General features: G+C 72.9%; 21 protein-coding genes and 1 pseudogene. 9 read left to right on the top strand and 13 right to left on the bottom strand.

The genetic code is table 11. The annotated features are described in order from the left end of the window. Nucleotides 1-44: 44 nt before the first annotated feature. From AB0A61_RS14710 to AB0A61_RS14695, 4 genes are all read right to left on the bottom strand, one after another. Nucleotides 45-479, bottom strand: coding sequence for a hypothetical protein (locus tag AB0A61_RS14710; RefSeq protein ID WP_361291513.1), 435 nt, complete (start codon nt 477-479; stop codon nt 45-47). Between the two features lie 31 nt (nt 480-510). After that, on the bottom strand, nt 511-1,014 hold the full coding sequence (locus AB0A61_RS14705; protein WP_361291511.1) for an SHOCT domain-containing protein: 504 nt from the start codon (nt 1,012-1,014) through the stop codon (nt 511-513). Nucleotides 1,015-1,140: 126 nt separating this feature from the next. After that, nucleotides 1,141-2,517, bottom strand: a complete 1,377-nt coding sequence (locus AB0A61_RS14700; RefSeq protein ID WP_361291510.1) for a hypothetical protein — start codon at nt 2,515-2,517, stop codon at nt 1,141-1,143. A gap of 76 nt (nt 2,518-2,593) precedes the next feature. Beyond that, nucleotides 2,594-3,244: a DUF308 domain-containing protein gene (locus AB0A61_RS14695; RefSeq protein ID WP_361291508.1), complete on the bottom strand. Its 651-nt coding sequence runs from the start codon at nt 3,242-3,244 to the stop codon at nt 2,594-2,596. 297 nt (nt 3,245-3,541) lie between these two features. Here AB0A61_RS14695 and AB0A61_RS14690 point away from each other — a divergent pair, with 297 nt between their 5' ends. Continuing rightward, nucleotides 3,542-4,039, top strand: a complete 498-nt coding sequence (locus AB0A61_RS14690) for a potassium channel family protein (RefSeq protein ID WP_361291506.1) — start codon at nt 3,542-3,544, stop codon at nt 4,037-4,039. Between the two features lie 129 nt (nt 4,040-4,168). Here the strand turns inward: AB0A61_RS14690 and AB0A61_RS14685 are convergent, their stop codons facing one another. From AB0A61_RS14685 to AB0A61_RS14665, 5 genes are all read right to left on the bottom strand, one after another. Further along, nucleotides 4,169-4,366, bottom strand: coding sequence for a hypothetical protein (locus AB0A61_RS14685; protein ID WP_361291504.1), 198 nt, complete (start codon nt 4,364-4,366; stop codon nt 4,169-4,171). Between the two features lie 141 nt (nt 4,367-4,507). Then, nucleotides 4,508-5,041, bottom strand: coding sequence for a hypothetical protein (locus AB0A61_RS14680; protein WP_361291502.1), 534 nt, complete (start codon nt 5,039-5,041; stop codon nt 4,508-4,510). 18 nt (nt 5,042-5,059) lie between these two features. Next, the gene (locus AB0A61_RS14675; protein ID WP_361291500.1) at nt 5,060-6,688 is read right to left on the bottom strand and encodes an MFS transporter; all 1,629 of its coding nucleotides are present in this window, start codon (nt 6,686-6,688) and stop codon (nt 5,060-5,062) included. A gap of 93 nt (nt 6,689-6,781) precedes the next feature. Then, entirely contained in the window at nt 6,782-9,451 is a 2,670-nt protein-coding gene (locus AB0A61_RS14670) for a LuxR C-terminal-related transcriptional regulator (protein WP_361291498.1), read from the bottom strand. A gap of 113 nt (nt 9,452-9,564) precedes the next feature. Beyond that, complete coding sequence (locus tag AB0A61_RS14665) at nt 9,565-10,749, bottom strand: permease (protein WP_361291496.1); 1,185 nt, start codon at nt 10,747-10,749, stop codon at nt 9,565-9,567. A 210-nt stretch (nt 10,750-10,959) separates the two neighbouring features. On the opposite strand from AB0A61_RS14665, the gene AB0A61_RS14660 reads away from it, so the two are divergent. The 4 genes and pseudogenes from AB0A61_RS14660 to AB0A61_RS14645 all read left to right on the top strand — a co-directional run bounded on the left by AB0A61_RS14660 (nt 10,960) and on the right by AB0A61_RS14645 (nt 14,785). Further along, nucleotides 10,960-11,175 (top strand): hypothetical protein, encoded by a 216-nt coding sequence (locus AB0A61_RS14660; RefSeq protein ID WP_361291494.1) that lies wholly within the window; start codon nt 10,960-10,962, stop codon nt 11,173-11,175. 57 nt (nt 11,176-11,232) lie between these two features. Next, nucleotides 11,233-13,008 (top strand): glycoside hydrolase family 15 protein, encoded by a 1,776-nt coding sequence (locus AB0A61_RS14655; RefSeq protein WP_361291491.1) that lies wholly within the window; start codon nt 11,233-11,235, stop codon nt 13,006-13,008. Between the two features lie 3 nt (nt 13,009-13,011). After that, a pseudogene (locus AB0A61_RS14650) lies at nt 13,012-14,027 on the top strand (SDR family oxidoreductase). A gap of 170 nt (nt 14,028-14,197) precedes the next feature. Then, on the top strand, nt 14,198-14,785 hold the full coding sequence (locus AB0A61_RS14645; RefSeq protein WP_361291488.1) for a MarR family transcriptional regulator: 588 nt from the start codon (nt 14,198-14,200) through the stop codon (nt 14,783-14,785). Nucleotides 14,786-14,807: 22 nt separating this feature from the next. On the opposite strand, the gene AB0A61_RS14640 is transcribed toward AB0A61_RS14645, so the two are convergent. Together AB0A61_RS14640 and AB0A61_RS14635 are read right to left on the bottom strand one after the other, a co-directional pair. Next, entirely contained in the window at nt 14,808-15,080 is a 273-nt protein-coding gene (locus AB0A61_RS14640; protein ID WP_361291485.1) for a hypothetical protein, read from the bottom strand. Between the two features lie 211 nt (nt 15,081-15,291). Continuing rightward, nucleotides 15,292-16,266, bottom strand: coding sequence for a pyridoxal-phosphate dependent enzyme (locus tag AB0A61_RS14635; protein WP_361291482.1), 975 nt, complete (start codon nt 16,264-16,266; stop codon nt 15,292-15,294). Nucleotides 16,267-16,460: 194 nt separating this feature from the next. On the opposite strand from AB0A61_RS14635, the gene AB0A61_RS14630 reads away from it, so the two are divergent. Further along, on the top strand, nt 16,461-17,162 hold the full coding sequence (locus AB0A61_RS14630; RefSeq protein WP_361291479.1) for an SDR family oxidoreductase: 702 nt from the start codon (nt 16,461-16,463) through the stop codon (nt 17,160-17,162). Here AB0A61_RS14630 and AB0A61_RS14625 read toward each other — a convergent pair whose 3' ends face one another. Next, nucleotides 17,163-18,503, bottom strand: a complete 1,341-nt coding sequence (locus AB0A61_RS14625; RefSeq protein WP_361291476.1) for a VWA domain-containing protein — start codon at nt 18,501-18,503, stop codon at nt 17,163-17,165. A 26-nt stretch (nt 18,504-18,529) separates the two neighbouring features. Continuing rightward, nucleotides 18,530-19,387, bottom strand: coding sequence for a MoxR family ATPase (locus AB0A61_RS14620; protein ID WP_361291473.1), 858 nt, complete (start codon nt 19,385-19,387; stop codon nt 18,530-18,532). 167 nt (nt 19,388-19,554) lie between these two features. Between AB0A61_RS14620 and AB0A61_RS14615 the strand changes: the two genes are divergently transcribed. The 3 genes from AB0A61_RS14615 to AB0A61_RS14605 all read left to right on the top strand — a co-directional run bounded on the left by AB0A61_RS14615 (nt 19,555) and on the right by AB0A61_RS14605 (nt 21,564). Further along, complete coding sequence (locus AB0A61_RS14615; protein WP_361291470.1) at nt 19,555-20,127, top strand: TetR/AcrR family transcriptional regulator; 573 nt, start codon at nt 19,555-19,557, stop codon at nt 20,125-20,127. An 88-nt stretch (nt 20,128-20,215) separates the two neighbouring features. Beyond that, complete coding sequence (locus tag AB0A61_RS14610) at nt 20,216-20,896, top strand: ABC transporter permease (protein ID WP_361291467.1); 681 nt, start codon at nt 20,216-20,218, stop codon at nt 20,894-20,896. After that, nucleotides 20,893-21,564 (top strand): ABC transporter permease subunit, encoded by a 672-nt coding sequence (locus AB0A61_RS14605; protein WP_361291464.1) that lies wholly within the window; start codon nt 20,893-20,895, stop codon nt 21,562-21,564. The genes AB0A61_RS14610 and AB0A61_RS14605 overlap by 4 nt, the downstream gene beginning before the upstream one ends. Nucleotides 21,565-21,578: the final 14 nt, after the last annotated feature.

Below are 21,578 nucleotides of genomic sequence, written 5' to 3'. Positions count from 1 at the left end.
GCACCTTCCCGCCGTCCGAACCCGGCGCAACGGACTCCCTCGGCCTATGGGGCTCCGGCGATCGTCCCGGGCTTCTCGGTCCGGACCACGCACAGCGCCCAGATGACGAACCCGGAGATCGCGATCGCCACGATGGACCACACCGGGTAGTACGGCATGGAGAGGAAGTTGGCGATGATGATGAACCCGGCGATGACGACACCGGCGACCCGCCCCCACAACGTTCCCTGGAACAGCCCCATGCTGACCACGACGGCGACCGCCCCGAGAATGAGGTGGACCCAGCCCCAGCCGGTGAGGTCGTACTGGAAGACGTAGTTGGGCGTGGCGATGAACACGTTGTCCTGAGCGATGCCCATGATGCCGCGGAAGATGTCGAGCACTCCGAGGATCACCAGCATGACAGCGCCGAACATCATCAGGCCGCTGGCCCATTGCTGCTTCGCCGACTCCGGGCGTGCCTGGGGTGTCGTGGTCATCTTCTGCCTCGTTTCGTCTCGTCCGGCATGCTCAGCGGCCGGGGGTGGAGGGGGCGGAGGTGTCGGAAGTCGTCGGGGCCGAGGTGACGGTGGAGGTGGCCTGGCCCGGGGGGACGTTGTCGGTCAGGAGGAGCTCCTTGGCCCGGCGGAACTCCTCGTCGGTGATGTCGCCACGGGCGCGCATGTCGGACAGCTTGGCGAGTTCGTCGACGTTGCTGGTCCGGCCGCCGCTGCCTGCGGTCTGCCGGATGTAGGCGTCGAACTCCTGCTGCTGCTGACGCGCCTGGGCGATCTCCCGGTGTCCCATGCCCTTGCCCCGGGCGATGACGTAGACCAGGACGCCGAGGAACGGCAACAGGATCACGAAGACCAGCCATCCCGCCTTGGCCCAGCCGCCCAGCTCGTCGTCGCGGAAGATGTCGAAGACGATCCGGAACAGCAGGATGAACCACAGGATCCACAGGAAGAACCAGAGCATGGTCCAGAAGGCGCTCAGCAGCGGATAGTCGTACGCGAGGTGCATCTGCGTGCTCATTTCACTCCTCCGTTCCGGGGCCGCACCCGGCACCGCTCTTTGCCGTCTTCAGCGTGCCCACGGCAAGGACCGGGCGCCTCACCCGAGGCGGGTGAGCGTGTGCGTGTACGCGGCGTCCGGCCATGTTCAGGACGCCACGGGGCGGGAGTCGTCGACGCCCGTGGCCGGGGCCGGTCCCGCGGCCGCCGCCAGGACGGCCAGGACGATCAGCACGACGAGCACGAGGCACAGCACCAGCACCACCACGCCGACCGTCGGGTAGTTCCACAGCAGAAGGGCCACGGCCCCCGCGGCGATGACGACGCCGGTGGTCCACGCCTGGTGGGTGTCCAGCCAGCGTCCGGCCTCGCCGGTGCGCAGGCCGGTGCGCTCCAGCGCCCGGCCGGCCGCGGTCGTACCGCGCCGGGATACTTTTCGAACCGCTCGGGCCGCGCGCCCGGGACCGTACAGATAGGCGGCCAGCGCCGTGATCACCGCGATGACCAGCAGGGTGCGCGTGCTGTCGCGAAGGAAGCGCACCACGGTGTCGTAGATCACCGAGGCGGCGTTGGTGGGCAGGGTCGTCGGCGGGACGGAATCCAGGTAGACCCGCCGGGCCACGGCCAGAGCGACCAGCAGCACCACCATCATCACGCCGACCCCGACGGCCGTGACCAGCAGCATCAACCGGTGTGACGGAGCGGTCCAGACGGTGAGTGCGGCGAGCACGAGGGTCAGCACGGGCAGCCAGGTGCCCACGATTTCCAGCAACCGCATCCCGTTCTGCGCCTTGTTCAGCTTCTCGGTCTTGAACAGCGTGATCGTCCGGTCCGGGGCGGGAATGACGGAGGCCTTCTGGAAGCCGGCGTCCACCAGTTTCTGCTTGACCTGGTCGACGACGGCCCCGATGTCCAGCTGCACGGTGTCGCCCTGAGCGCGCACCGCGCCCTTCTGCTCACCGGTGAGCACGTTCAGCATCGCGGTCTGCGCCCGCCGGTTGGAGGCCACCCATACCTGCTTGAAGGCATCGCTGGTGATGACCCGGCTGACGACGCGGTGCACGACCTCCGTGACGGCGCTGCGCAGGGGGCCCGTCAGAGTGCCGGAGGCGTCCACGACACGGGGTGGGGCGCCGGCGTTCTGGAGCGCCTTGGAGAGCGACGCGGTCACCGCCTGTACGTCGATGTTCTCCACCACGCGGTTGGTCAGCCGGTCGATCACCACGTTCTGCACGGCGGGTTCGGAGGCCAGTGGCGCGACGGTCTGCACGTACCGGTCGGTGTCGGCGATCGTGTTGTGCACCCAGGCCGACACGACGGCCAGCGGGGCGAGGACCAGGGTCAGCACCAGCAGGACCGTCGCGCCCACGCGGCGGATCCACCGGTGTTTCACCCGCGCAGCCCTGCGGAGCCGCTCGTACTCCTCGTACTCCGCGGCGCTCAGCGAGCGCCCGGTCGGGGCACCGCCGGAAGGCTTGTCCGCGTCGCCGCCGGACGACGGAACGGAGGCATCGGTCGGGGCCATGGGATCTCCTTGGTCGTCGCGACCGGCCGCGCGGCGCGGCGTGCGGGTGGGTGTTGTACCTCGGCGGTGCCGGCCGTCAGGTGCCGCTCGGGCTCTTTGGCCGGGCCCCGCGCAGGGCCGACCGCCAGGCGAAGGCGACACCCAGCTCCACCAGGCCGAGCAGCACGAGCCACAGGCCGAGCAGCCGGGTCAGCACCACCGCCGACTGGGTCGGCAGGGCCAGGACCACGATTCCCGCGACGATGCCGAGCGCCGCGGCGGCGAAGACGAATCCGCGGTGGGCCAGGTCCTTCACGGCGATGGCCGTGTAGGCCGTGAGCATGCCGGTCAGGAGCCAGACGATCCCCACGATCAGCGACAGCGCGGCGATGGTCTGCAACGGGTGCCGCAGGCACAGGACGCCGGCCAGGACGAAGAGCACCGCGACGAGCAGCCGCGGGAGCCGCTCGCCCTGGCTCTCCCGGGCGAACGCGGCGACGAACCGGAAGGCGCCCGCCACGAGCAGGTACAGGCCGATGACGACCGCGAGGACGTGCAGGCTCTCGTGCGGCCAGACCAGCACGATGATCCCCGGCACCAGCGTCGCCAGCGCAGAGCACAGGATCCAGGTCCACGAGCCGCCGAGCCCCGCCGACACGTCGGCGGGGTCGCCCGCCGGTCCGGAGCCCGTCCCGCCGGGCATGTGCTCGGGCCCGGTGTGCGGTGCCGAACCACGCGATACGGTCATGGCTCCTCCTCGCGGGATCGATGCAGGTCCGCTGCCGGACCGCCGACGGGACGGTGTGCGGGGACCGCCAGGCCAGGGTCGCGCGCCGGCGCCGCCGCCGGGTCACCCATGGCGGGTGATCCAATCGGCCCCCTGCCGGGGTGAGGTGGATCCGGACCGGTGGGCCCGTCCCGGACAGCGGAACGGAAGAGAGAACAGATGCGCGATCGAGCAGCTCCCCGGACCCGTGAGGCCGCCGGCAGGAGGCGTCCGCGACGGCAGGGCGGGCGGCCGCGCTCCAGCAGGTGGGGGCCCACCGTGGTGCTCCTGCGTGCCGTGATCGTCACGGCCGGACTCGTGGCCGCCTACTACCTGCTGCCCCTGGGCGACAACAGCACGGTCGGCGCGTCGCTGTTCCTCGTGGGCGGACTGCTGGCCGTCCTGCTGGTGTTCGTGTGGGAGGTCAGGGTCATCACGCGCTCGCCCTACCCCCGGCTCAAGGCGGTGGAGGCCCTGGCCGCCACGCTGCCGTTGTTCCTGCTGCTCTTCTCCAGCGCCTACTTCCTCCTCGGGCGGTCCGACCCCAGCGCCTTCACCGAGCCGCTGACCAGGACGGACGCCCTCTACTTCACCCTCACCACGTTCACCACCGTCGGGTACGGCGACATCACCGCCCGCTCCGAGACGGGGCGCGTGCTGACCATGCTCCAGATGACGGGAGGTCTGCTGCTCGTGGGTGTCGCCGCCCGGATACTGACCAGCGCCGTCCAGGCGGGACTGCAGCAGCGGAACCGTGAGCCGCCGGAGGGGCACTAGGGGGTGTCGTTCGGCGCCGGTGCCGGAAACCGACGGGCGAAGCGGGGCAGTTCGGCCTGGTGGGCGGTCAGTTGCGGCTCGGCCGACCGGAGTTGAGAGGGTCGCATGAATCCCGGCCGGGCGCAGGCCTCACTCCGGGAGCCGGCGCATCTCCACGACCTTCAGGCCGAGCGACTGGCAGCGGGCCAGCAGCCCGTACAGATGGGCCTCGTCCATCACGGGACCGAACAGGATCGTCTGGCCCGAGATCACCACGTGCTCAAGCTCCGGGAAGGCTTTTGCCAGCGTCTCCGACATGTGCCCGTCGACGCGGATCTCATAGCGCATGGGCTGCTCTCCCGCGGGTGGCCTGGGACGGGCGAACCACGCCCCTCTGTGTGATGGTCCGCCCCGGCACGGCGCCGGGCCTCACCCGGCGCAGGTGATACGGCCCGCGACCGCCGCGGACGGGCACCGCCCGGACCGGCATCAGTGCGTCACCGCGAGCTTGAAGGCGAGGATCAGCACACCGATCACCAGATTGACCGCGGCGGCCCCGGCCACGAGTCCCCAGGAGGCACCGGCACGCCGTGCCGCGGCCGCCGACCAGCCCACCATCCCGGCCACGGCCACACCGAGCGCCAGCCACGCCGCACCCTGCGGGTCCATGCCCAGCAGCGGGCTGACCGCCAGCGCGACGGCCGGGGGCACGGCCGCCTTGACGATCGGCCACTCGTCGCGGCACACGTGCAGCACCACCCGGCGGTCCAGGTGCCGCTGCGCCAGGTGCGCCCCGAACAGGTGGGCGTGCACGTGCGTCAGCCAGAACGCCACACCGGTGAGCAACAGCAGCATCACCAGTTGCACGCGGGGGAACGAGCCGAGCGCCCCGGCGCCGGCCACGACGGAGGCGGCGAGCATCGATCCGTACACGCCGCCGGTGTAGTCGGTATGGGCCCGCCGCTCGGCGACACGCGCCCGTGCCCGCGCGTCGTGACCAGTCCTGAATCGGGTCCTGAACATGGCCGATTCCCGGGCGGCTCACTGTGCCCGCTCGGACGTGTCGGCCGTCGCGCCGGACGTCGGCCGTGTCCGGCCGCTCGCCCGGCCCGTCGGCAGGTCTCCCGTGACCAGGAAACTGGCAAGGGTGATTCCGCCGGTGGCCAGGATCGCCGACCTTAGGCCCGCCAGCTGCGCCGACGCGTAGGAGTCCGTCACGGCGGCGGCCTCGGACGGGGGCAGACCGGCCCGCTCGGCCGCCGTGTGCACCTGCTCGGTGGTGACGAAGTTGATTCCGGCCTCGAGTGCGACGCCGGTCTGGTGACGTGCCGCGTCCGACAGGCGCGGGTCCTGTGCGACGTGAGCGGCGAAGGCGTGGGCCAGGGCACCGATGAGCACTGACCCGATGAGCGCGGTGCCCAGCGACGATCCCAGGTTCTGGGCCGTGAACTGCAGCCCGCCGACCTCGCTGCGTTCCTCCTCGCCGGCGCTGGACTGCACGACGTTGCCCAGTTGGGAGGCGAGCAGCCCCATCCCCACGCCCAGCAGGGCCATCGCCGCGGCGAACTGTGCGTCGTCGATGACCGGCTTGATGGTGGCCAGCAGCCACACGACGGCAGCCGCCAGGCACGCCAGGGCGAGCCGGACCACGCGGCGCGGCCCCGCCACCCGGCCGAGGCGGGAGGCACATGCGGAGGCCAGCAGCATGGTGACGGAGACGGGCAGCAGACGCAGTCCCGTCTGGAAGGCGTCGAAGCCCTGCACCACCTGCAGATACAGCGGGATGGTGAAGAACAGTCCCAGCAGAATGAGGTTCTGGCTCAGCAGCGCCAGCAGACCTGAGCGCAGTGCGGGCCTGTTCAGCAGGGACAGGTGCACCAGCGGATCCGCGTCGTGCGCGGCGCGCCGCCGCTCCCAGTCGCGAAACCCGAGCAGGACCACGATCCCCGCGGTGACGACGAACAGCGTCGGCGCGAAGCCGAAGACGGTGAACGGGGGGTTCCGGGGCTGCACCCACCCCCAGGTCGTGCTCTGCAACACGCCGAGCACGCAGAGCCCGAGGCCGGCCGCCGAGAGCGCGGCGCCGACGCCGTCCAGGCGGGGGCGCGGGCCGGCGCGCGGCGACTCGGCGACCATCCGATGGCAGCAGAGCACGGCCACGACCACCACGACCTCACCGGCGAACACGAGCCGCCAGGTGAGATAGGTCGTCACCCAGCCGCCCAGCAGCGGGCCGACCGCGATCCCCGCACCGGCGAGGCCGCCGATCACGCCGTACGCGACGGCCCGGTCCGCCCCGCGGTACGACTCCGCGACGAGCGCGGCCATGGCCGGCAGCACCATGGCGGCACCGAGTCCCTCGATCACCGACCAGCCGAGCGTCAGCACCCACAGCGTGGGCGCCGCGGCGGTCAGGGCCGATCCCGTGCCGTAGACGACCAGTCCGAGCACGAACATGCGGCGCCGCCCGAGGATGTCCCCGCACTTGCCGCCGATGATCATGAAGGCCGCCATGACCAGGGCGTACAGCGTGATGACGGCCTGAATGGCCGTGACCTCCGTGTCGAAGTCCTCCACCAGCCGGCTGATGGACACGTTCATGACGGAGGTGTCCAGCACCATCAGGAACTGGGCCGTGCCGAGGACGATCAGAGCCCGCCAGTGTTTCACGACTCCATGGCATCCGAGAAGTGCCGCGGACGCCTCACCCGCCGGGGGCGAGGCGCCGGGGCCCGCGCACCGGCGGTGGCATCCCCGATGTCCTCACAGGAGCTGCAGCTCGCGTGCCCGGCGCACCGCGTCGTTGCGGCGGTTCACGCCGAGCTTGCGGTACACGCTCTTGAGGTGTGTCTTCACCGTGTTCACCGACACGAACAGGTCCGCGGCGATCTCCTCGGTCGACATCATCTGTGCGAGCCGCCGCAGCACATCGCGCTCGCGGCCGCTGAGCTCCTCGACGACCGGCGCCGGGGGCTCGGCGAGGCGGGACGGCCTTCCGGCCCCCGGCCCCGGGCGGTCCACGAGCCAGCCCGCGGCCGGCTCACGGGCCGGGTCCGCGGCCAGCAGGCGGCGGATCCAGGGGCCGGCCTCCAGGAAGGGTCGGCGCAAACGCTCCCGCCGGGCGTCGAGGAGTGCCTGGACGACCAGTCGGCGCGCGGTGGCGTGGTCGCCCACCTGGTCGGCGGCCTGTGCCCGTACCAGCAGGGCGCGGACCGTCACCGCGGGGCCGCTGTGCTCCGTGGCGGGAAGCCGGTCGAGGATCTCCAGTGCCGCGTCCGGGTGCCCGGCCGCGAGCTGGGCGCGGGCGGCGGCGACCGCACAGGCCGCGTCGTGGCCCGCCGCGAACTCCACCACCTTCACGGCGGTTTCCGCGTGGCCCTCCGCCAGGTGCACGGCGGAGGCGACGAGCGCCGCGTGGTCCTCGGCCCACGGGGACGCCTCGACGGCGCGGATGGCCGACTCCGCGGTCTCCAGGGCGGCGCCCGCCTCGCCCCGGGCCAGCTGCAACAGCGCCCTCACGATGATCCGGCCCGCCGCCGTGACCGGATCCTGCGGGACGGGCTCCGCGGCCACCGCCTGGTCCAGGAGGGCCCCGGCCTGGTGCAGCTCGTCACGGTCGACGGCCACCCCGGCCAGCACCACGCGCCCGAGGCCCGAACCCGAGGGTTCGGGCAGGCTGAAGCGTTCCGCGTCGGTGAGCGCGGCCAGCGCCTTGCGCTCCGCCCGCTGCGGCCAGCCGTTCAGGTAGTCGATCAGTGCCAGCCGGCTCAGCGACTCCTCACGGGGCAGTGCCGTCGAGGCCCCGCCGGAACTCGCGGCCGCCGCGGACAGCGCCTCTCGCGCGTCGTCGAAACGCCCCGCCCACAGGCGGGCCGACCCCAGGTGTGTCTGGAGCAGGGCGTCGAGTTCGGGATGCCGGTCCAGGAACTCGGCCGGAATGTCCGGCCGCAGCTCCATTGCCGTCTCCGCCGCCGCCTCGGCAAGCCCCGGCGAACCCGTCAGCCGGGCCGTGAGGGCGTCCAGCAGCGCGCAGCTCAGCCGGCCCGCCGCCCTGCCCTCCCCGTCCCGGTCCAGCTCCTGCCGCGCCTGCTCCAGATGGGCCAGGGCGCGTTCCACATCGCGGTCGGAGAGCCGGCGTGCGGCACGCACGAGGTCGGCCTCGGGGCCGGTGGTGTCGGGCGCCATCCGGGAGAACAGGTCGTCCAGGTCGTCGGAGCGCAGGCCGGTGAAGAACTGCCCGATCGCCAGGTCGTCGACGAGCGCACGGGCGGTGAACTCCCAGTCGCCCGCCGCGGCGCCGTGGGCGAGCGTCTCGGGCAGGCGCCCGCACTGGCGCAGCCATGCGGCGGCCCTGCGGTGCAACTCGGTGTCCAGACCCGGGAACCGCACCCGCAGATGAGCCCCGAGGATCTCCGCGAACAGCGGGTGGAGGCGGTACCAGGAGTGGCCGAGGTGTTCGACGAACGCGTTGGCACGGTGCAGCTCGGCCAGGATGGGTTCGGCGTCGCTGCGCCCGGCGAGCGCGTTCGCCAGGTCGGGAGAGAACCGGTCCAGGACGCTGACGCGCAGCAGCAGGTCCTGCGTCTCGGGCGCCTGCCTCTTGAGCACCTCGGCCAGCAGGAAGTCGGCGACCGCACTCTGCCCGGCCTCGAACTCCTTGAGGTACGTCTCCGGATCGCTGCTCTGCTGCGCGGCCAGGGCACACAGCCTGAGGCCCGCCGCCCAGCCCCGGGTGCGCTCCACCAGTGCGCGGGCGGCGTCGTCGGTCAGCCGCAGGCCGTGCAGGTCCAGCAGAGTCGCCGCCTCCCGCGGGGTGAAGGCGAGTTCCGCGTCCCGGATCTCGGTGAGGGTGCCGTTCGCGCGGTACCGGTGCAGGGGGAGCATCGGCTCGGTACGGGTGACGAGGATCAGCCGCATGCCCCCGCCGGCGTGGTGCAGGACGAACTCCAGTTGGTCCGCGATCTCCGGAGCGGTCACGCGGTCGTACTCGTCGAGGACCACGATCACGGGCCGCTCGCGCCCGTCGAGTTCCGCGGCGAGCCGGGTCAGCAGGGCGTGGTCCACCCGGCCGGCGTCCGCGGGGCAGCCGAAGTCCCTGGTCTCCTGCACACCGCACACCCGCAGTGCCTGCAGGAGGTACGCCCAGAAGACGCCGGGCGCCTGGTCCGAGGCGTCGCAGGTGAGCCAGGCCACCGGCCGTCCCAGGCGGGCGGCCCAGTCGGCGACCAGCAGGGTCTTGCCCGCGCCGGCAGCGCCGTTGACCATCGTCAACGGTGTGTCCAGTGCCTGCCGCAGGTGCTCGACCAGGCGGTCCCGGCGCAGGAACGTGGCCGGCCGCAGGGGCACGGCGAACCGGGTACGCAGGAACGGGTCACCCAGCGGATCAAGTCCCGGAGTCGTCGCCCCCGGACTGTTCTCACCACGTTCGGTCACCGCGCTCACCACCACTGTCCGTCAGGCCATGAGCAGTGCTGCCTCGCTCAGGATCTCAGGATTCGGGCACGCCCGCGCGTTGCACGGGACGGCGCCGTCCCGGGCGGCGGGGCTCAGTGGCGGGAGCCCGGGTCGGAGGCGGAGCGCTCGTGCCGCGGATCGCCGTGGTCGGGCGAGCCGCCCATCATCCGCAGCATCGCCGGTCCGCCGGTGCGCAGGAAGCGGACGACCAGCAGCGCGGCCAGCAGCAGGAAGGCGATGTTGAGCCAGGTCGTGTAGTTCCAGGCGATCCCCGCCTCGGGGATCTCGGCTCCGGCCTGGTCGGGGACCAGGCCGAGGCCCCCGAAGAGCAACTCGACGACGTAGCCGGCGACCACGGCCGAGACGAAGAACGTCGCCGGCAGGAACGCGGCCATCCGTCCCCCGTAGTACTTCCGGTAGATGTTGACGATCGGCAGGATCAGCAGATCCGCGTAAATGAACGCGATCACGCCGCCGAAGCTGATGCCGCCCTTCCACAGCACCACGGCCAGCGGCACGTTGCCGATCGAGCAGACGAAGGTCGCGATCGCCACCAGCGGACCGACCAGCGGACCGATCAGCTTCGCCACCGTCGGATCACCGGCCGCGAAGAACGTGTGCCAGAAGTCGTCCGGCACCCAGGCGGCGATCGCGCCCGCGATGAGCAGACCGGCGACCAGGTCCCGCAGGATGGCCGCCCACTCCATGACGAAGATGTGCGACACGGCGGTGACGCCCTCACCGGAGAACAGGCGACGGGCGAAACGTCCCTGCCTGCGCACCGACATGTCCATCGCCGCATGCCCCTCCATCGAACCGGCCAGCCCCCGCTCGGCCTGCTCCCGGGCCTCGCGCAGCAGCCGCTCGCGCAGCAGGAGGCGGAACAGCAGCGCGAGGACGACGATCATGACCGGTCCGCCCACGAACTCCGCCGCGGTGAACTGCCAGCCCATCAGCAGGGCCAGGATCACCCCCAGTTCGATCACCAGGTTGGTGGAGGCGATCTCGAAGGCCATCGCCGCCGTGAAGTCGGCGCCCTTGCGGAACAGGGACCGGGCCAGCGCGACGGCGGCGTACGAACAGGACGACGAGGCCGCGCCGAGTCCCGCCGCCACCGCGAGCGTCCGCGGCCGGTCGTCCCCGAGCAGCCGGGCGACCGTCGACCGCCGCACCACCGCCTGGACGACGGCGGACAGCGCGAAGCCGAGGATCAGCGCCCAGGTGACCTCCCAGGTCATCGACCCGGCGATGGCCAGCGCGTGCCCGATCGCCCCCATCGTCCGCACCCTTCGCCGTCCACCCGCGTCCCGAGGGGAGTATCCCCCAGGGGGCCGCGCATGCCGGGCCCACCGCGCGGGCCGGCACGGGGGCAAAAGGCACCCTTGCACAGTGCAAGGCCGGGTACCCGGGCGCCGACGGCGGCCGCGGGCCGCTCGCACGGCCAGACGTCCCGAACGGCAGCAGCGGTCCCGGAAGGCGGTTTCCCGATGGCGCGCGCATCCCCCCTCGACTCCTCCACCATGGACGTGGCCGGCCCTGAGGCGGCGCTGCGCGAGGCCGTGGACGCCGAGGTCCGCTTCGACGCGGGCAGCACGGGCGCCTACGCCACGGACGGCTCCAACTACCGCTCTTCGACGGCGTCCTCGACCCCGACGGCGGCAGCGTCACCCCCGGCGCGGACGGCGCGCCCGGACTCGGCCTGACCCTCAACACCGAACGCGCACAGAACTACCGGGTGGCCTGACCGCAGGAGCAGCAGCATGAGCACCACACCCTTCCCGCCGCACGCGCTGCGCGACTACGCGCTGCTGGCCGACGGAGAGCGCGGCGCCCTGATCGGCCCGGACGGCGCCGTCAACTGGCTGTGCGCACCCACCTGGCACGACGACGCGGTGTTCGCCTCCCTCATCGGCGGCCACGGCGTCTACGCCGTCACCCCGCGCGGCAGCTACGTCCCCGGCGGCTACTACGAGGACGGCACCCTGGTCCGGCGCAGCCGATGGGCGACCACCGAGGGCGTCGTCGAGTGCCGCGAGGCCCTCGCCTTCCCCGGCGAGCCGGGCCGCCTGGTCCTGCTGCGGCAACTGGTCGCCGTCGACGGACCGGCCCACGTCCGGGTCGTGCTGGATCCGCATGCCGACTACGGCCGCGCCCCGCTGACCTCCGTACACCGAGGCGACGACGGCGTATGGCACCTGCACTCCGGCCGGCACCGTCTGCGCTGGCAGGGCGCCCCGTTCGCCACCGCCCGCACGGAGGGCCTGACCGCCGATCTGCTGCTCGAACCCGGCGAGCGCCACGACCTGGTCCTGGAGTGCTCCGACTCCCCGCTGCCCCGTACCGCCCCGCGGGCCCAGGAAGCCTGGGCCGGGACCGAACGCGCCTGGCGGGCGGCGGTGCCCCGGCTGGAGCACACCATCGCCGGCCGCGACACCCGCAGCGCCTACGCGCTGCTGCGCGGCCTGACCACGCGCGGCGGCGGCATGGTCGCCGCGGCCACCACCAGCCTCCCCGAACGCGCGGAGGCGGGCCGCAACTACGACTACCGGTACGTGTGGATCCGCGACCAGAGCTACGCCGGGCAGGCCGCGGCCGCCGCCGGCGCGACGGAGCTCCTGGACGCCGCCGTCCGCTTCGTCCGCGAACGGCTGCTGGCCGACGGCCCCCGGCTCGCCCCCGCCTACACCGTCCACGGCACGGCCGTACCCGGGCAGCGAGAGCTCGACCTGCCCGGATATCCCGGCGGCTTCAGCCGCATCGGCAACCACGTCTGCAAGCAGTTCCAACTGGACTGTTTCGGCGAGGCGCTGCTGCTGTTCGCCGCCGCCGAGCGCGCGGACCGCCTGGACGCCGACGCCTTCAAGGCCGCCGACCTCGCGGTGCGGGCCATCGCCGAGCGGTGGCGGGAGCCCGACGCGGGCATCTGGGAGCTGGACCCCCGGCCGTGGACCCACAGTCGGCTGATCTGCGTCGCCGGGCTGCGTGCCCTGGCCGACGCGGCACCGCGCCACCCCCTCGCCGAGACCTGCACCGTGCTCGCCGACACCGTGCTCGCAGAGACCTCGGCCACCTGTGTGCACGCCGACGGCCACTGGCGGCGCACCCCCGAGGACCCCACGGTCGACGCCGCGCTGCTGATGCCCGCCCTGCGCGGTGCCGTGCCCGTCGACGACGTACGCACCCGCGCGACCCTCGCGGCCTGCCGCGAGCAACTGGCCCAGGACCACTTCATCTACCGCTTCCGCCACGACGAACGGCCCCTGGAGGAGGCCGAGGGGGCCTTTCTGCTCTGCGGATTCGTCATGGCCCTCGCCGAACACCAGCAGGGCCGCCTCGTCGAGGCGCACCGCTGGTTCGAACGCAACCGCGGCGCCTGCGGCGCGTCCGGCCTGTACGCGGAGGAGTTCGACATCGCCCAGCGTCAGCTGCGCGGCAACCTCCCGCAGGCCTTCGTGCACGCCCTTCTGCTGGAGACCGGTGCCCGCCTCGCCCGAGATCCCGAGCCCGGCGGCGCGCGCCGCCGGGATAGGAGCTGACTCATGACCCAGACCGTCGTCATCACCGGTGCCAGTGCGGGCATCGGCCGCGCCACCGCCCGCCTCTTCGCCCGGCGTGGCGCGAACGTCGTCCTGATCGCGCGCGGCCGGGCCGGCCTGGACGCCGCCGCCAAGGAGGTCGAGTCGCTCGGCGGCCGGCCCCTGGTGCGGGTGGCCGACGTGGCCGACCGACAGCAGATGGAGGCCGCCGCATCCGCCGCCGAGGCGGAGTTCGGTCCCCTCGACGTGTGGATCAACTGCGCGTTCAGCACCGTGTTCGCCCCCTTCGAGGAGATCACGCCCGAGGAGTACGAGCGGGCCACCGAGGTGACCTACCTCGGTTTCGTCAACGGCACCCGGGCCGCGCTGCGGCGCATGCTGCCCCGGGACCGCGGCACGATCGTGCAGGTGGGTTCGGCGCTGGGGGAGAGGGCCGTGCCCCTGCAGTCGGTCTACTGCGGAGCCAAGCACGCCATCAACGGCTTCACCTCCTCGCTGCGCACCGAGCTGCTGCACCGCGGCAGCAACGTGCACGTCACCATCGCCCAGATGCCGGCCGTGAACACCCCACAGTTCTCCTGGGTCCGCTCCCGTCTGCCCGCCACCCCAGTCCGGTGCCGCCCATCTACCAGCCCGAGGTCGCCGCCCGGGGCGTCGTGCATGCCGCCGACCACTCGCGCCGCAAGCAGTACTACGTCGGTGCCACCACCGTGGCCACCGTCTGGGCCAACCGCCTGGCCCCGGCCCTGCTCGACCGGTATCTGGCCCGTACCGGGTTCGACTCCCAGCAGACCGACCGGCGGCCACCGACCGGCAGGAGCAACCTCTTCGACCCCGTGGACCGGCCGGAGGGCAGCGACCGCGGTGCCCACGGCGTCTTCGACGACTCCTCGCACGGCCGGTCCTTCGAGGCCGCCCTGGCCCGGCACCCCGCCGCGGCCGCCTGCGCGCTCGCCCTCGGGGCCGCCGCCACGGCGAAGGCCGCGCTGGGCCGGCGCGGCCGCGCCCGCACCGCATGAGGAGAACGAACGGCACGGCGGCCCGGACGGTCGTACGGCGTGAGCCCCGCCCGGCTCCGTGCACCGGTCAGGAGGAAGCCGAGGAGAAAGGCGAAGAGAAAGCCGAAGAGAAAGGCGAAGAGAAAGGCGAGGGGGCAGCCGAGGGGGAAGGCGAGGAGGAAAGGGACAGCATGGTACAGCGAGAGTCGGATCCCGCCTGCGGCGCACGGGCCACGCGTCATGAACGGGAGTGCGAGGCCGAGGAGTTGATCGTCGCCGTGATGACCGCGTCCCGGCTGTTCGTGGCGATCTCCGCCCGCGCCCTCGCCTCCACCGCCGAGTCGCTCACGCTGCCGCAGCTCCGGGCGCTGGTCGTGCTCGACACCCGCGGCCCGGTCAAGCTCGCCGCCCTGGCGGCCGCGCTCGGCGTCAACCCGTCCACCGCGCTGCGCATGGTGGAACGCCTCGAAGTGCTCGACCTCGTCGACCGCAGAACCAACCCCGCCAGCCGCCGCGAGGTGGTCCTCAGTCTGACGTCGGCCGGACACGCGCTGGTGACGAGGGTGCTCGCGCACCGCCGCGCGGAGATCCGCAGGCTGGTGCAGCGGTTGCCACAGGCGGAACGCGCGGCGCTGGTGCCCGCCCTGCGCGCGCTGACGGCGGCGGCCGGCGAGATGGCGGTCGAGGCGTACGAGGACACGCGCGCGGCCCGAGGCGTCGTCGACGACCCGCTCGTCCCGGCCCCGCCGTCCGACACGCAGCCCCCGCCCCCCTCTTGACGCTCCCTCAGGGCGCGGGCCGTCACGGCGGGTTGGCCGCCGCCCGGCAGGCACCGGTTGCGGCGCCGCCCGGCGCGCCGACCGCGGTCAGGGCGCTGACACAGCCCCGCAGGTCGTTGTGCACACCCAGGGTGCACGCCTTGGTGACGGCGTCGGAGACTTCGACGCCCGTCTGCTGAACCATCTTCGTGCAGGCCGGGATGTCCGCGTGGGCGGCGGGGGCGGCGAGCGCCACGCCGCCGAGTGCGAGGGTCAGACCGGTGAGGAAACCGGTGGGACGGGCCGACATGAGCATGGAAGGCACCTGCTCTCCGGGGCTGGTCGGGGACGGGCGGATGCACGGCGCCGGGCAGCGGACCCGGCCGTGTACGGCTGTGAACCGGGCCCCCGCACCCGTGGCCCGCGGGACCGCCCTCCTGCGTCCGACGCTAGAGCAGCCCGCCGCCGCGCGCACTCCGGCCAGGCACGCCCAGCGGCCCTCACGCCTCGTGCGCGCCCAGCCGCCCTCACGCCTCCTGCGCGGCGATGCCCTGCTCGGCGTACGCCACCGCACCGGCGTGCCCGAACAGCCCCGGCAGCCCGCCCGTGTGCACGAACACCGTCTTCTCGCCCGGCCGGATGTCACCGTCGGCGACGGCTGCGACCAGGCCGGCCAGGGCCCTGCCCGTGTACGTGGGGTCCAGGATCAGGCCCTCGGTCCGGGCCGCGAGGGTGAGGGCCGACGCCACCGGCTCGGTCAGCGTGCCGTAACCGGCGCCGATCCGGTCCGAGCGGACCCGCAGATCCTGCGGTGCGACCGGGGCCGACGCCGACGGGCCCGCGAACCGGCAGACCGCCGCCGCCGGTTCGGCGAGCGCCCCGACGTCGACGCCCAGCACCGTCCGCGGCCCCAGGGCCGCGACCAGTCCGGCCATCGTCCCCCCGGAGCCGAGCGCGACGACCGTGTGGCGGACCTCCGGCACCTGGTGGCGCAGCTCCTCGCCGCACCGCACGTAGCCCCGCGCCCCGAGAGCACTGGAGCCGCCGAAGGGGACGAGCGCCGGCCGTGCGCCTCTTGAGCGCAGCCGCTCGCAGACCTCGGCCGCCGCCCGGTCGAGCCCCTGCTGGTCCACGTCACCGGCCCAGGCGAGCCGGGCGCCCAGCAGCCCGTCCAGGGCGATGTTCCCGGAATGCGCCGCGCCGGGCGCTCCGCGCAGCACCAGCACCACGTCCAGGCCCAGGCGCGCACCCGCGGCCGCGGTCAGGCGGGCGTGGTTGCTCTGTGCGGCACCCGTGGTCACCAGGGTGTCCGCGCCCTCGGCCAGCGCCGCGCCCACGGTCCACTCCAGCTTCCGGATCTTGTTGCCACCGCCGCCGAGCCCGGTCAGGTCGTCGCGCTTGATCCACGGGTCCTCCGGCCGGAGCCCGATCGCGATGGCCAGCCGGGGAGCGGGCTCCGCGGGGGTGGGGAAGGTGCCGAGTTCCACCGGGGGATGGGTCATGTCCTGCCTCCTCGTCCGGATGCGGTCGGTGCTTCGGAAGTCGATCACGGGGTCCGCCGGGAAAGCGAGCGCCGTCCGCCCTTGCCGGGAGGAAACCGATCGGTTTACTGTGTGCGGGACGAGTAAACCGATCGGTTTCCCACCGCCCGTGCGCCGGGCGTCCGGCATCCGGCATCCCCTACCTGGAGAACACCATGACCGCCATCGAAGGCTCCGTCGCCCTGGTCACCGGCGGCAGCCGCGGCATCGGCCGCGCACTGGTCGCCGCCCTCTACGAGCGGGGCGCCAAGAAGGTCTACGCCACCGCGCGCGACCCGCGGACCGTCACACATCCCGACGCCGTACCCCTGGCCCTGGAAGTGAGCGATCCGGCCTCCGTCGCGGCCGCCGCCGAGCAGGCGCAGGACGTCACGATCGTCATCAACAACGCGGGGCAGGCGCTGGTCGCCAACTTCCTGGACTCGCCCGTCGAGGACGTCCGCCGTGAGTTCGAGACCAACTTCTACGGCCCGTTGAACGTGACCCGTGCCTTCGTGCCGGTCATCGAACGCAACGGCGGCGGCCACATCCTCAACGTGCACTCGGTGCTGTCGTGGATCGGCATCCGGGGCTCCTACAGCGCCTCCAAGGCCGCGCTGTGGTCGCAGACCAACTCGCTGCGCCTGGACCTCAGGCCGCGCGGCATACAGGTCACCGGCCTGCACGTCGGCTACGTCGACACGGACATGACCGCGAACGTCGACGCGCCCAAGTCCACCCCCGACAGCGTGGCCGCCCAGGCCCTGGACGGCATCGAGTCCGACGCCTACGAGGTGCTCGCCGACGACCTGACGCGCCAGGTCAAGGCCGGGCTCTCCGCCGACCTCGCGGTGCTCTACCCGGACCTCGCGGCCTGATCAGACGGGCAGCAGGCGGGAGACGAGGGCGCCGAGCTGACGGGCGTTGCGGCACTCGTACATGCCGACCAGGCCGGCGTAGGCGGGCGCGGCGGAATCGCCCGTGCCCCACTGGGCCCGGGGCTCGGGGTTCAGCCAGTACAGCCGGCGGGCCCGCCGGGCGATCGCACGGACCGCCGCGAGATTCGGATCGCTCATGTTGGTCCGGGCGTCGCCGAGGACGAACACGGTCGTGCGCGGACCCACCGCGTCGCCGTACCGCTCGTCGAACTCGCCCAGCGCGACGCCGTAGTCGCTGCTGCCGTGCCAGCCGGTCAGCCGCGCCTGCTCCTGGATGCGGGCGCCCAGGCCCCCGGGGTCGGCCGTGCCGTGCCCGAGCAGCCCGGTCACCTCGTCGACGCGGTTGACGAAGGCGAACACGCGGACCTTGCTGAACTGGTCGTGCAGCGCCTGCACCAGCAGCATCGTGAAGTCGGAGAAGCCCGAGACGGAGCCGGAGACGTCGCACAGCAGCACCAGTTCGGGCCGCGTGGGGCGGCGCCGGCGCAGCACCGGCCGCATCGGCACGCCACCCGTCGACAGCGAGCCGCGCAGGGTACGGCGCAGGTCGATCGTTCCCCGGGCGGCACGGCGGCGGCGCGCGGCGAGACGGGTCGCCAGCTTCCGGGCCAGCGGCTGCACGGTGCGGCGCAGTTCGGCGAGCCGGTCGCGCCCCGCGTACAGGAAGTCCACCCGGTCCGCGCTCGGCGCCACCGCACGCCGGGCGATCTCGTCCCGCCCGCGCCGTTCGGCGACCCGGCGCCGCGCCTCCGCGCCCACCTGCCGCCGGAACACCTCGATACGGCGCCGGATCTCGTCATCGAGCAGCCGGTCGGTGAAGGGGGCGTCATCGCCGTGCGCACGGACGCCGGCACGGACGCGCGCCAGCAGCGTCTGCGGACGGATCCGCTCCAGCGTCTGGTACGCCGACCAGCCGTCCGCCTCCGGTGAACTCCCGTATCCGCCGAAGCCGTCGACCGCCTCGGCGGCCAGCTGCTCCAGCAGCGCCAGGTCGCCCGCCGCGAGGGCGTCGGCGAGCCGGTCCCGCAGGTCCTCCCGGTCCGCGGCCCCGCCCCGCGGCGCGCCCACCCCGCGCGGGAAGTACAGGTCGAAGACCGGGTCGAACACCGCCCGTTGGCCGTTTCCGTGCAGCAGTGTGGCGGCCAGCCCCTCACGCAGCAGCTCACGGTCCGTCAGGCCCAGCTCCTCGATCGCCCGCCCCGCGTCCACGGTCTCACCGGTGCCGATCCGGATGCCGTGCGCACGAAGCGCCCCGACCAGCCCCGTCAGCCGCTCCGCCACACCGTCTCCGGCAGGCGCGGGGGCGTTCACACGGCGTCCAGGTCGAGCTTGGCGGCCGCCTTCGACACGTCGTCCTGGTGCTTGAGGAGCACGCCGAGGGTGTCGCGGACCACGGTCTCGTCCAGGGCGCTCGCACCGAGCGCGAGGAGTGTGCGGGCCCAGTCGACGGTCTCGGCCACCGACGGCGCCTTGCGCAGGTCCATCGCCCGCAGCGTGCCGACCACCCGCACCACCGACCTGGCCAGCGCCTCGTCCAGCCCCGGCACCTTGAGCCGTACGATCCGGCGCTCCAGCTCCTCGTCCGGGAAACCGATGTGCAGGAACAGGCAGCGGCGGCGCAGCGCCTCCGACAGCTCGCGGGTGGCGTTGGAGGTCAGCACCACGAAGGGGCGGCGCGTCGCGGTCACGGTGCCCAGCTCCGGCACCGTGACCTGGAAGTCGCTCAGCACTTCGAGGAGCAGGCCCTCGATCTCGACGTCGGCCTTGTCGGTCTCGTCGATCAGCAGCACCTTGGGGTCGTCACCGCGGATCGCCGTCAGCAGCGGACGCGCGAGCAGGAACTCCTCGCTGAAGATGTCCATGCGCGTCTCGTCCCACGTCTCGTCCCGGCCCGCGCTGATGCGCAGCAGCTGCTTGGCGTGGTTCCACTCGTACAGTGCCCGGGACTCGTCGACGCCTTCGTAGCACTGCAGGCGGACCAGGCGTGCCCCCGCGACCTGGGCCACGGCCTTGGCCAGCTCCGTCTTGCCGACCCCCGCAGGGCCCTCGACCAGGAGCGGCTTGCCGAGGCGGTCGGCGAGGAAGACGGTCGTGGCGACCGCGGGCGAGGCCAGGTAGCCGGTCTCGGCGAGGCGGGCGGCGACATCGTCGACGGACGTGAACAACAGGGCCTCCAGCACGGTACGGGCACAACGGCGTCCGGGTACCTATCTAAGCGCTTGTTCAGCTCGCCTGTCACGGGCTTCACCGCGGTCCAGCTCCGCGGCCGCCGTCCACCGGGCCGGTACACCGATCGGTTTCCTCCCGGTCCCCGGCGCGGTAACCTCCCCGTATGGCCACCACCGACAAGGCGTCTCCCCGGGACCGGCTGCTCGACGCGGCCGCCGACCTCTTCTACCGCGATGGCGTGTCCATCGGCGTCGAGGCGCTGTGCCGGACCGCCGGGGTCTCCAAGCGGTCCATGTACCAGCTCTTCGACAGCAAGGACGAGGTCCTCGCGGCGAGCCTGGAGCGCCGGCTCCCGGGCTACGAGGCCCGGCTCATCCCCGGCCCGCAGGACGCCGGCACGCCCCGTGAGCGCATCCTGTACGTCTTCGAGCGGCTGGCGAAGGCCTCCGTGGAGCCCGGATACCGCGGCTGTCCCTATCTCGCCGCACTGGTGGAGCTGAAGGACCCCCAGCACGCGGCGAGCAGGGTCGCCCAGGGAGCCAAGGAGCGGCTGAAGGACGTCTTCGGCGAGCAGGCACGGCTGGGCGGGGCGAGCGATCCCGAACTGCTCGCCCGCCGGCTGATGCTGGTCTTCGACGGGGCCAGTGCCCGCAGCGGAGCCGGTGTCGAAACGCTCGACGACGGGCTGGCCACCGCCACCGCGGCCACCCTGCTGGACGCGGCGGGCGTGAGCTGACCGGCCCGCGGCGCGGGGCGGAGCCGAGGGCGCCCCGGACGGATCACCACAACGAGCCGCTCCGGGAGCCACCCGGTGGAATGGACGCGTGACCGCGCCCCCGGACGACTGCCTCGCGCGCAACGAATGGATCTGCGGTGCCTATCTGAGCACGCGTCGCCAGATCCTCCTGGACGCGGTGCTCCAGCATCTCCGGCTGACCGCCCTGTCGGTGCTCATCGCCCTCGTCATCGCCGTCCCGCTGGCCGTGCTGGCCCGCCGCTGGGGCTGGGCGGCGGGCCCGGTCCTGGGCGTCACGACGATCCTGTACACGATCCCGTCCCTGGCGATGTTCTCCCTGCTCCTGCCCGTGTACGGCCTCTCGGCGACCCTGGTGGTCGCCGGGCTCGTGCTGTACTCGCTCACCCTGCTGGTGCGCAACATCCTCGCCGGACTGCGCGCGGTCCCCGAGGAGACCCGGCAGGCGGCGCGCGGCATGGGCTACGGCCCGATCCGGCTGCTGCTCACCGTCGAACTGCCACTCGCCCTGCCCGCCGCGACGGCCGGACTGCGGATCGCCACGGTCTCGGCGGTCTCCCTGGTGACGGTGGGCGCGATCGTCGGTTTCGGTGGGCTCGGCAATCTCATCTACGCCGGGATGAACACCTACTTCAAGGCGCAGGTGCTGACCGCCTCCGTGCTGTGCGTGCTCATCGCCGTCGCCGCCGACCTGCTGCTGCTCGGCGTGCAGCGCCTGATCACACCCTGGACCCGGGACCGCCGGGCATGAAGACCCTCGCCGACGCCTGGAACTGGCTCACGGACCCCGCTCACTGGGCGGGCGACGACGGCATCGGGCACCGCCTCGTGCAGCACTTGGTCCTGACGGTCGTCTGCCTGGTTGTCAGCTGCCTGGTCGCCCTGCCGGTCGCGGTCGTCCTCGGCCACCTGGGCAAGGGCGGTGCTCTCGCCGTCAACATCTCCAACATCGGCCGGGCGGTGCCCACCTTCGCCGTACTGGTGCTGCTGCTCCTGACCCCCGTCGGACAGTGGGGCGAGGGGCCGACGGTGGTCGCGCTGGTGCTGTTCGCCGTGCCACCGCTGCTCACCAACGCATACGTCGGCATGCGGGAGGTCGACCGGAGCGTCGTGCAAGCGGCCCGGGGCATGGGGATGACGGGGTGGCAGACGATGTTTCGCGTGGAGCTTCCCCTTTCGCTCCCGATGCTGCTGAACGGGGTACGGATCGCCGCCGTGCAACTCGTCGCGACCGCCACCATCGCGGCGCTGGCCGGCGGGGGAGGACTGGGCCGGATCATCACCGCGGGCTTCAACCTGGCCAGCACACCGCAGGTGGTGGCCGGGGCCGTCCTCGTCGCCGCGTTCGCGCTGCTCGTCGAGGCCGTCTTCGAGACCGCGGAACGACTTGCCCCGGCCTGGACCAGAGGGCCCAGGTGAGACGCCGGTCCCGC

Source organism: Streptomyces sp. NPDC046197 (assembly GCF_040646295.1).
In the GTDB taxonomy this organism is placed as follows: Bacteria; Actinomycetota; Actinomycetes; order Streptomycetales; family Streptomycetaceae; genus Streptomyces.
This window is presented reverse-complemented; position numbering and strand designations above follow the sequence as displayed.

Coding starts and splice junctions, on each gene's coding strand:
- AB0A61_RS14710 (WP_361291513.1), bottom strand. CDS start 479: ATGACCACGACACCCCAGGCACGCCCGGAGTCGGCGAAGCAGCAATGG.
- AB0A61_RS14705 (WP_361291511.1), bottom strand. CDS start 1,014: ATGAGCACGCAGATGCACCTCGCGTACGACTATCCGCTGCTGAGCGCC.
- AB0A61_RS14700 (WP_361291510.1), bottom strand. CDS start 2,517: ATGGCCCCGACCGATGCCTCCGTTCCGTCGTCCGGCGGCGACGCGGAC.
- AB0A61_RS14695 (WP_361291508.1), bottom strand. CDS start 3,244: ATGACCGTATCGCGTGGTTCGGCACCGCACACCGGGCCCGAGCACATG.
- AB0A61_RS14685 (WP_361291504.1), bottom strand. CDS start 4,366: ATGCGCTATGAGATCCGCGTCGACGGGCACATGTCGGAGACGCTGGCA.
- AB0A61_RS14680 (WP_361291502.1), bottom strand. CDS start 5,041: ATGTTCAGGACCCGATTCAGGACTGGTCACGACGCGCGGGCACGGGCG.
- AB0A61_RS14665 (WP_361291496.1), bottom strand. CDS start 10,749: ATGGGGGCGATCGGGCACGCGCTGGCCATCGCCGGGTCGATGACCTGG.
- AB0A61_RS14660 (WP_361291494.1), top strand. CDS start 10,960: ATGGCGCGCGCATCCCCCCTCGACTCCTCCACCATGGACGTGGCCGGC.
- AB0A61_RS14655 (WP_361291491.1), top strand. CDS start 11,233: ATGAGCACCACACCCTTCCCGCCGCACGCGCTGCGCGACTACGCGCTG.
- AB0A61_RS14645 (WP_361291488.1), top strand. CDS start 14,198: ATGGTACAGCGAGAGTCGGATCCCGCCTGCGGCGCACGGGCCACGCGT.
- AB0A61_RS14640 (WP_361291485.1), bottom strand. CDS start 15,080: ATGCTCATGTCGGCCCGTCCCACCGGTTTCCTCACCGGTCTGACCCTC.
- AB0A61_RS14635 (WP_361291482.1), bottom strand. CDS start 16,266: ATGACCCATCCCCCGGTGGAACTCGGCACCTTCCCCACCCCCGCGGAG.
- AB0A61_RS14630 (WP_361291479.1), top strand. CDS start 16,461: ATGACCGCCATCGAAGGCTCCGTCGCCCTGGTCACCGGCGGCAGCCGC.
- AB0A61_RS14615 (WP_361291470.1), top strand. CDS start 19,555: ATGGCCACCACCGACAAGGCGTCTCCCCGGGACCGGCTGCTCGACGCG.
- AB0A61_RS14605 (WP_361291464.1), top strand. CDS start 20,893: ATGAAGACCCTCGCCGACGCCTGGAACTGGCTCACGGACCCCGCTCAC.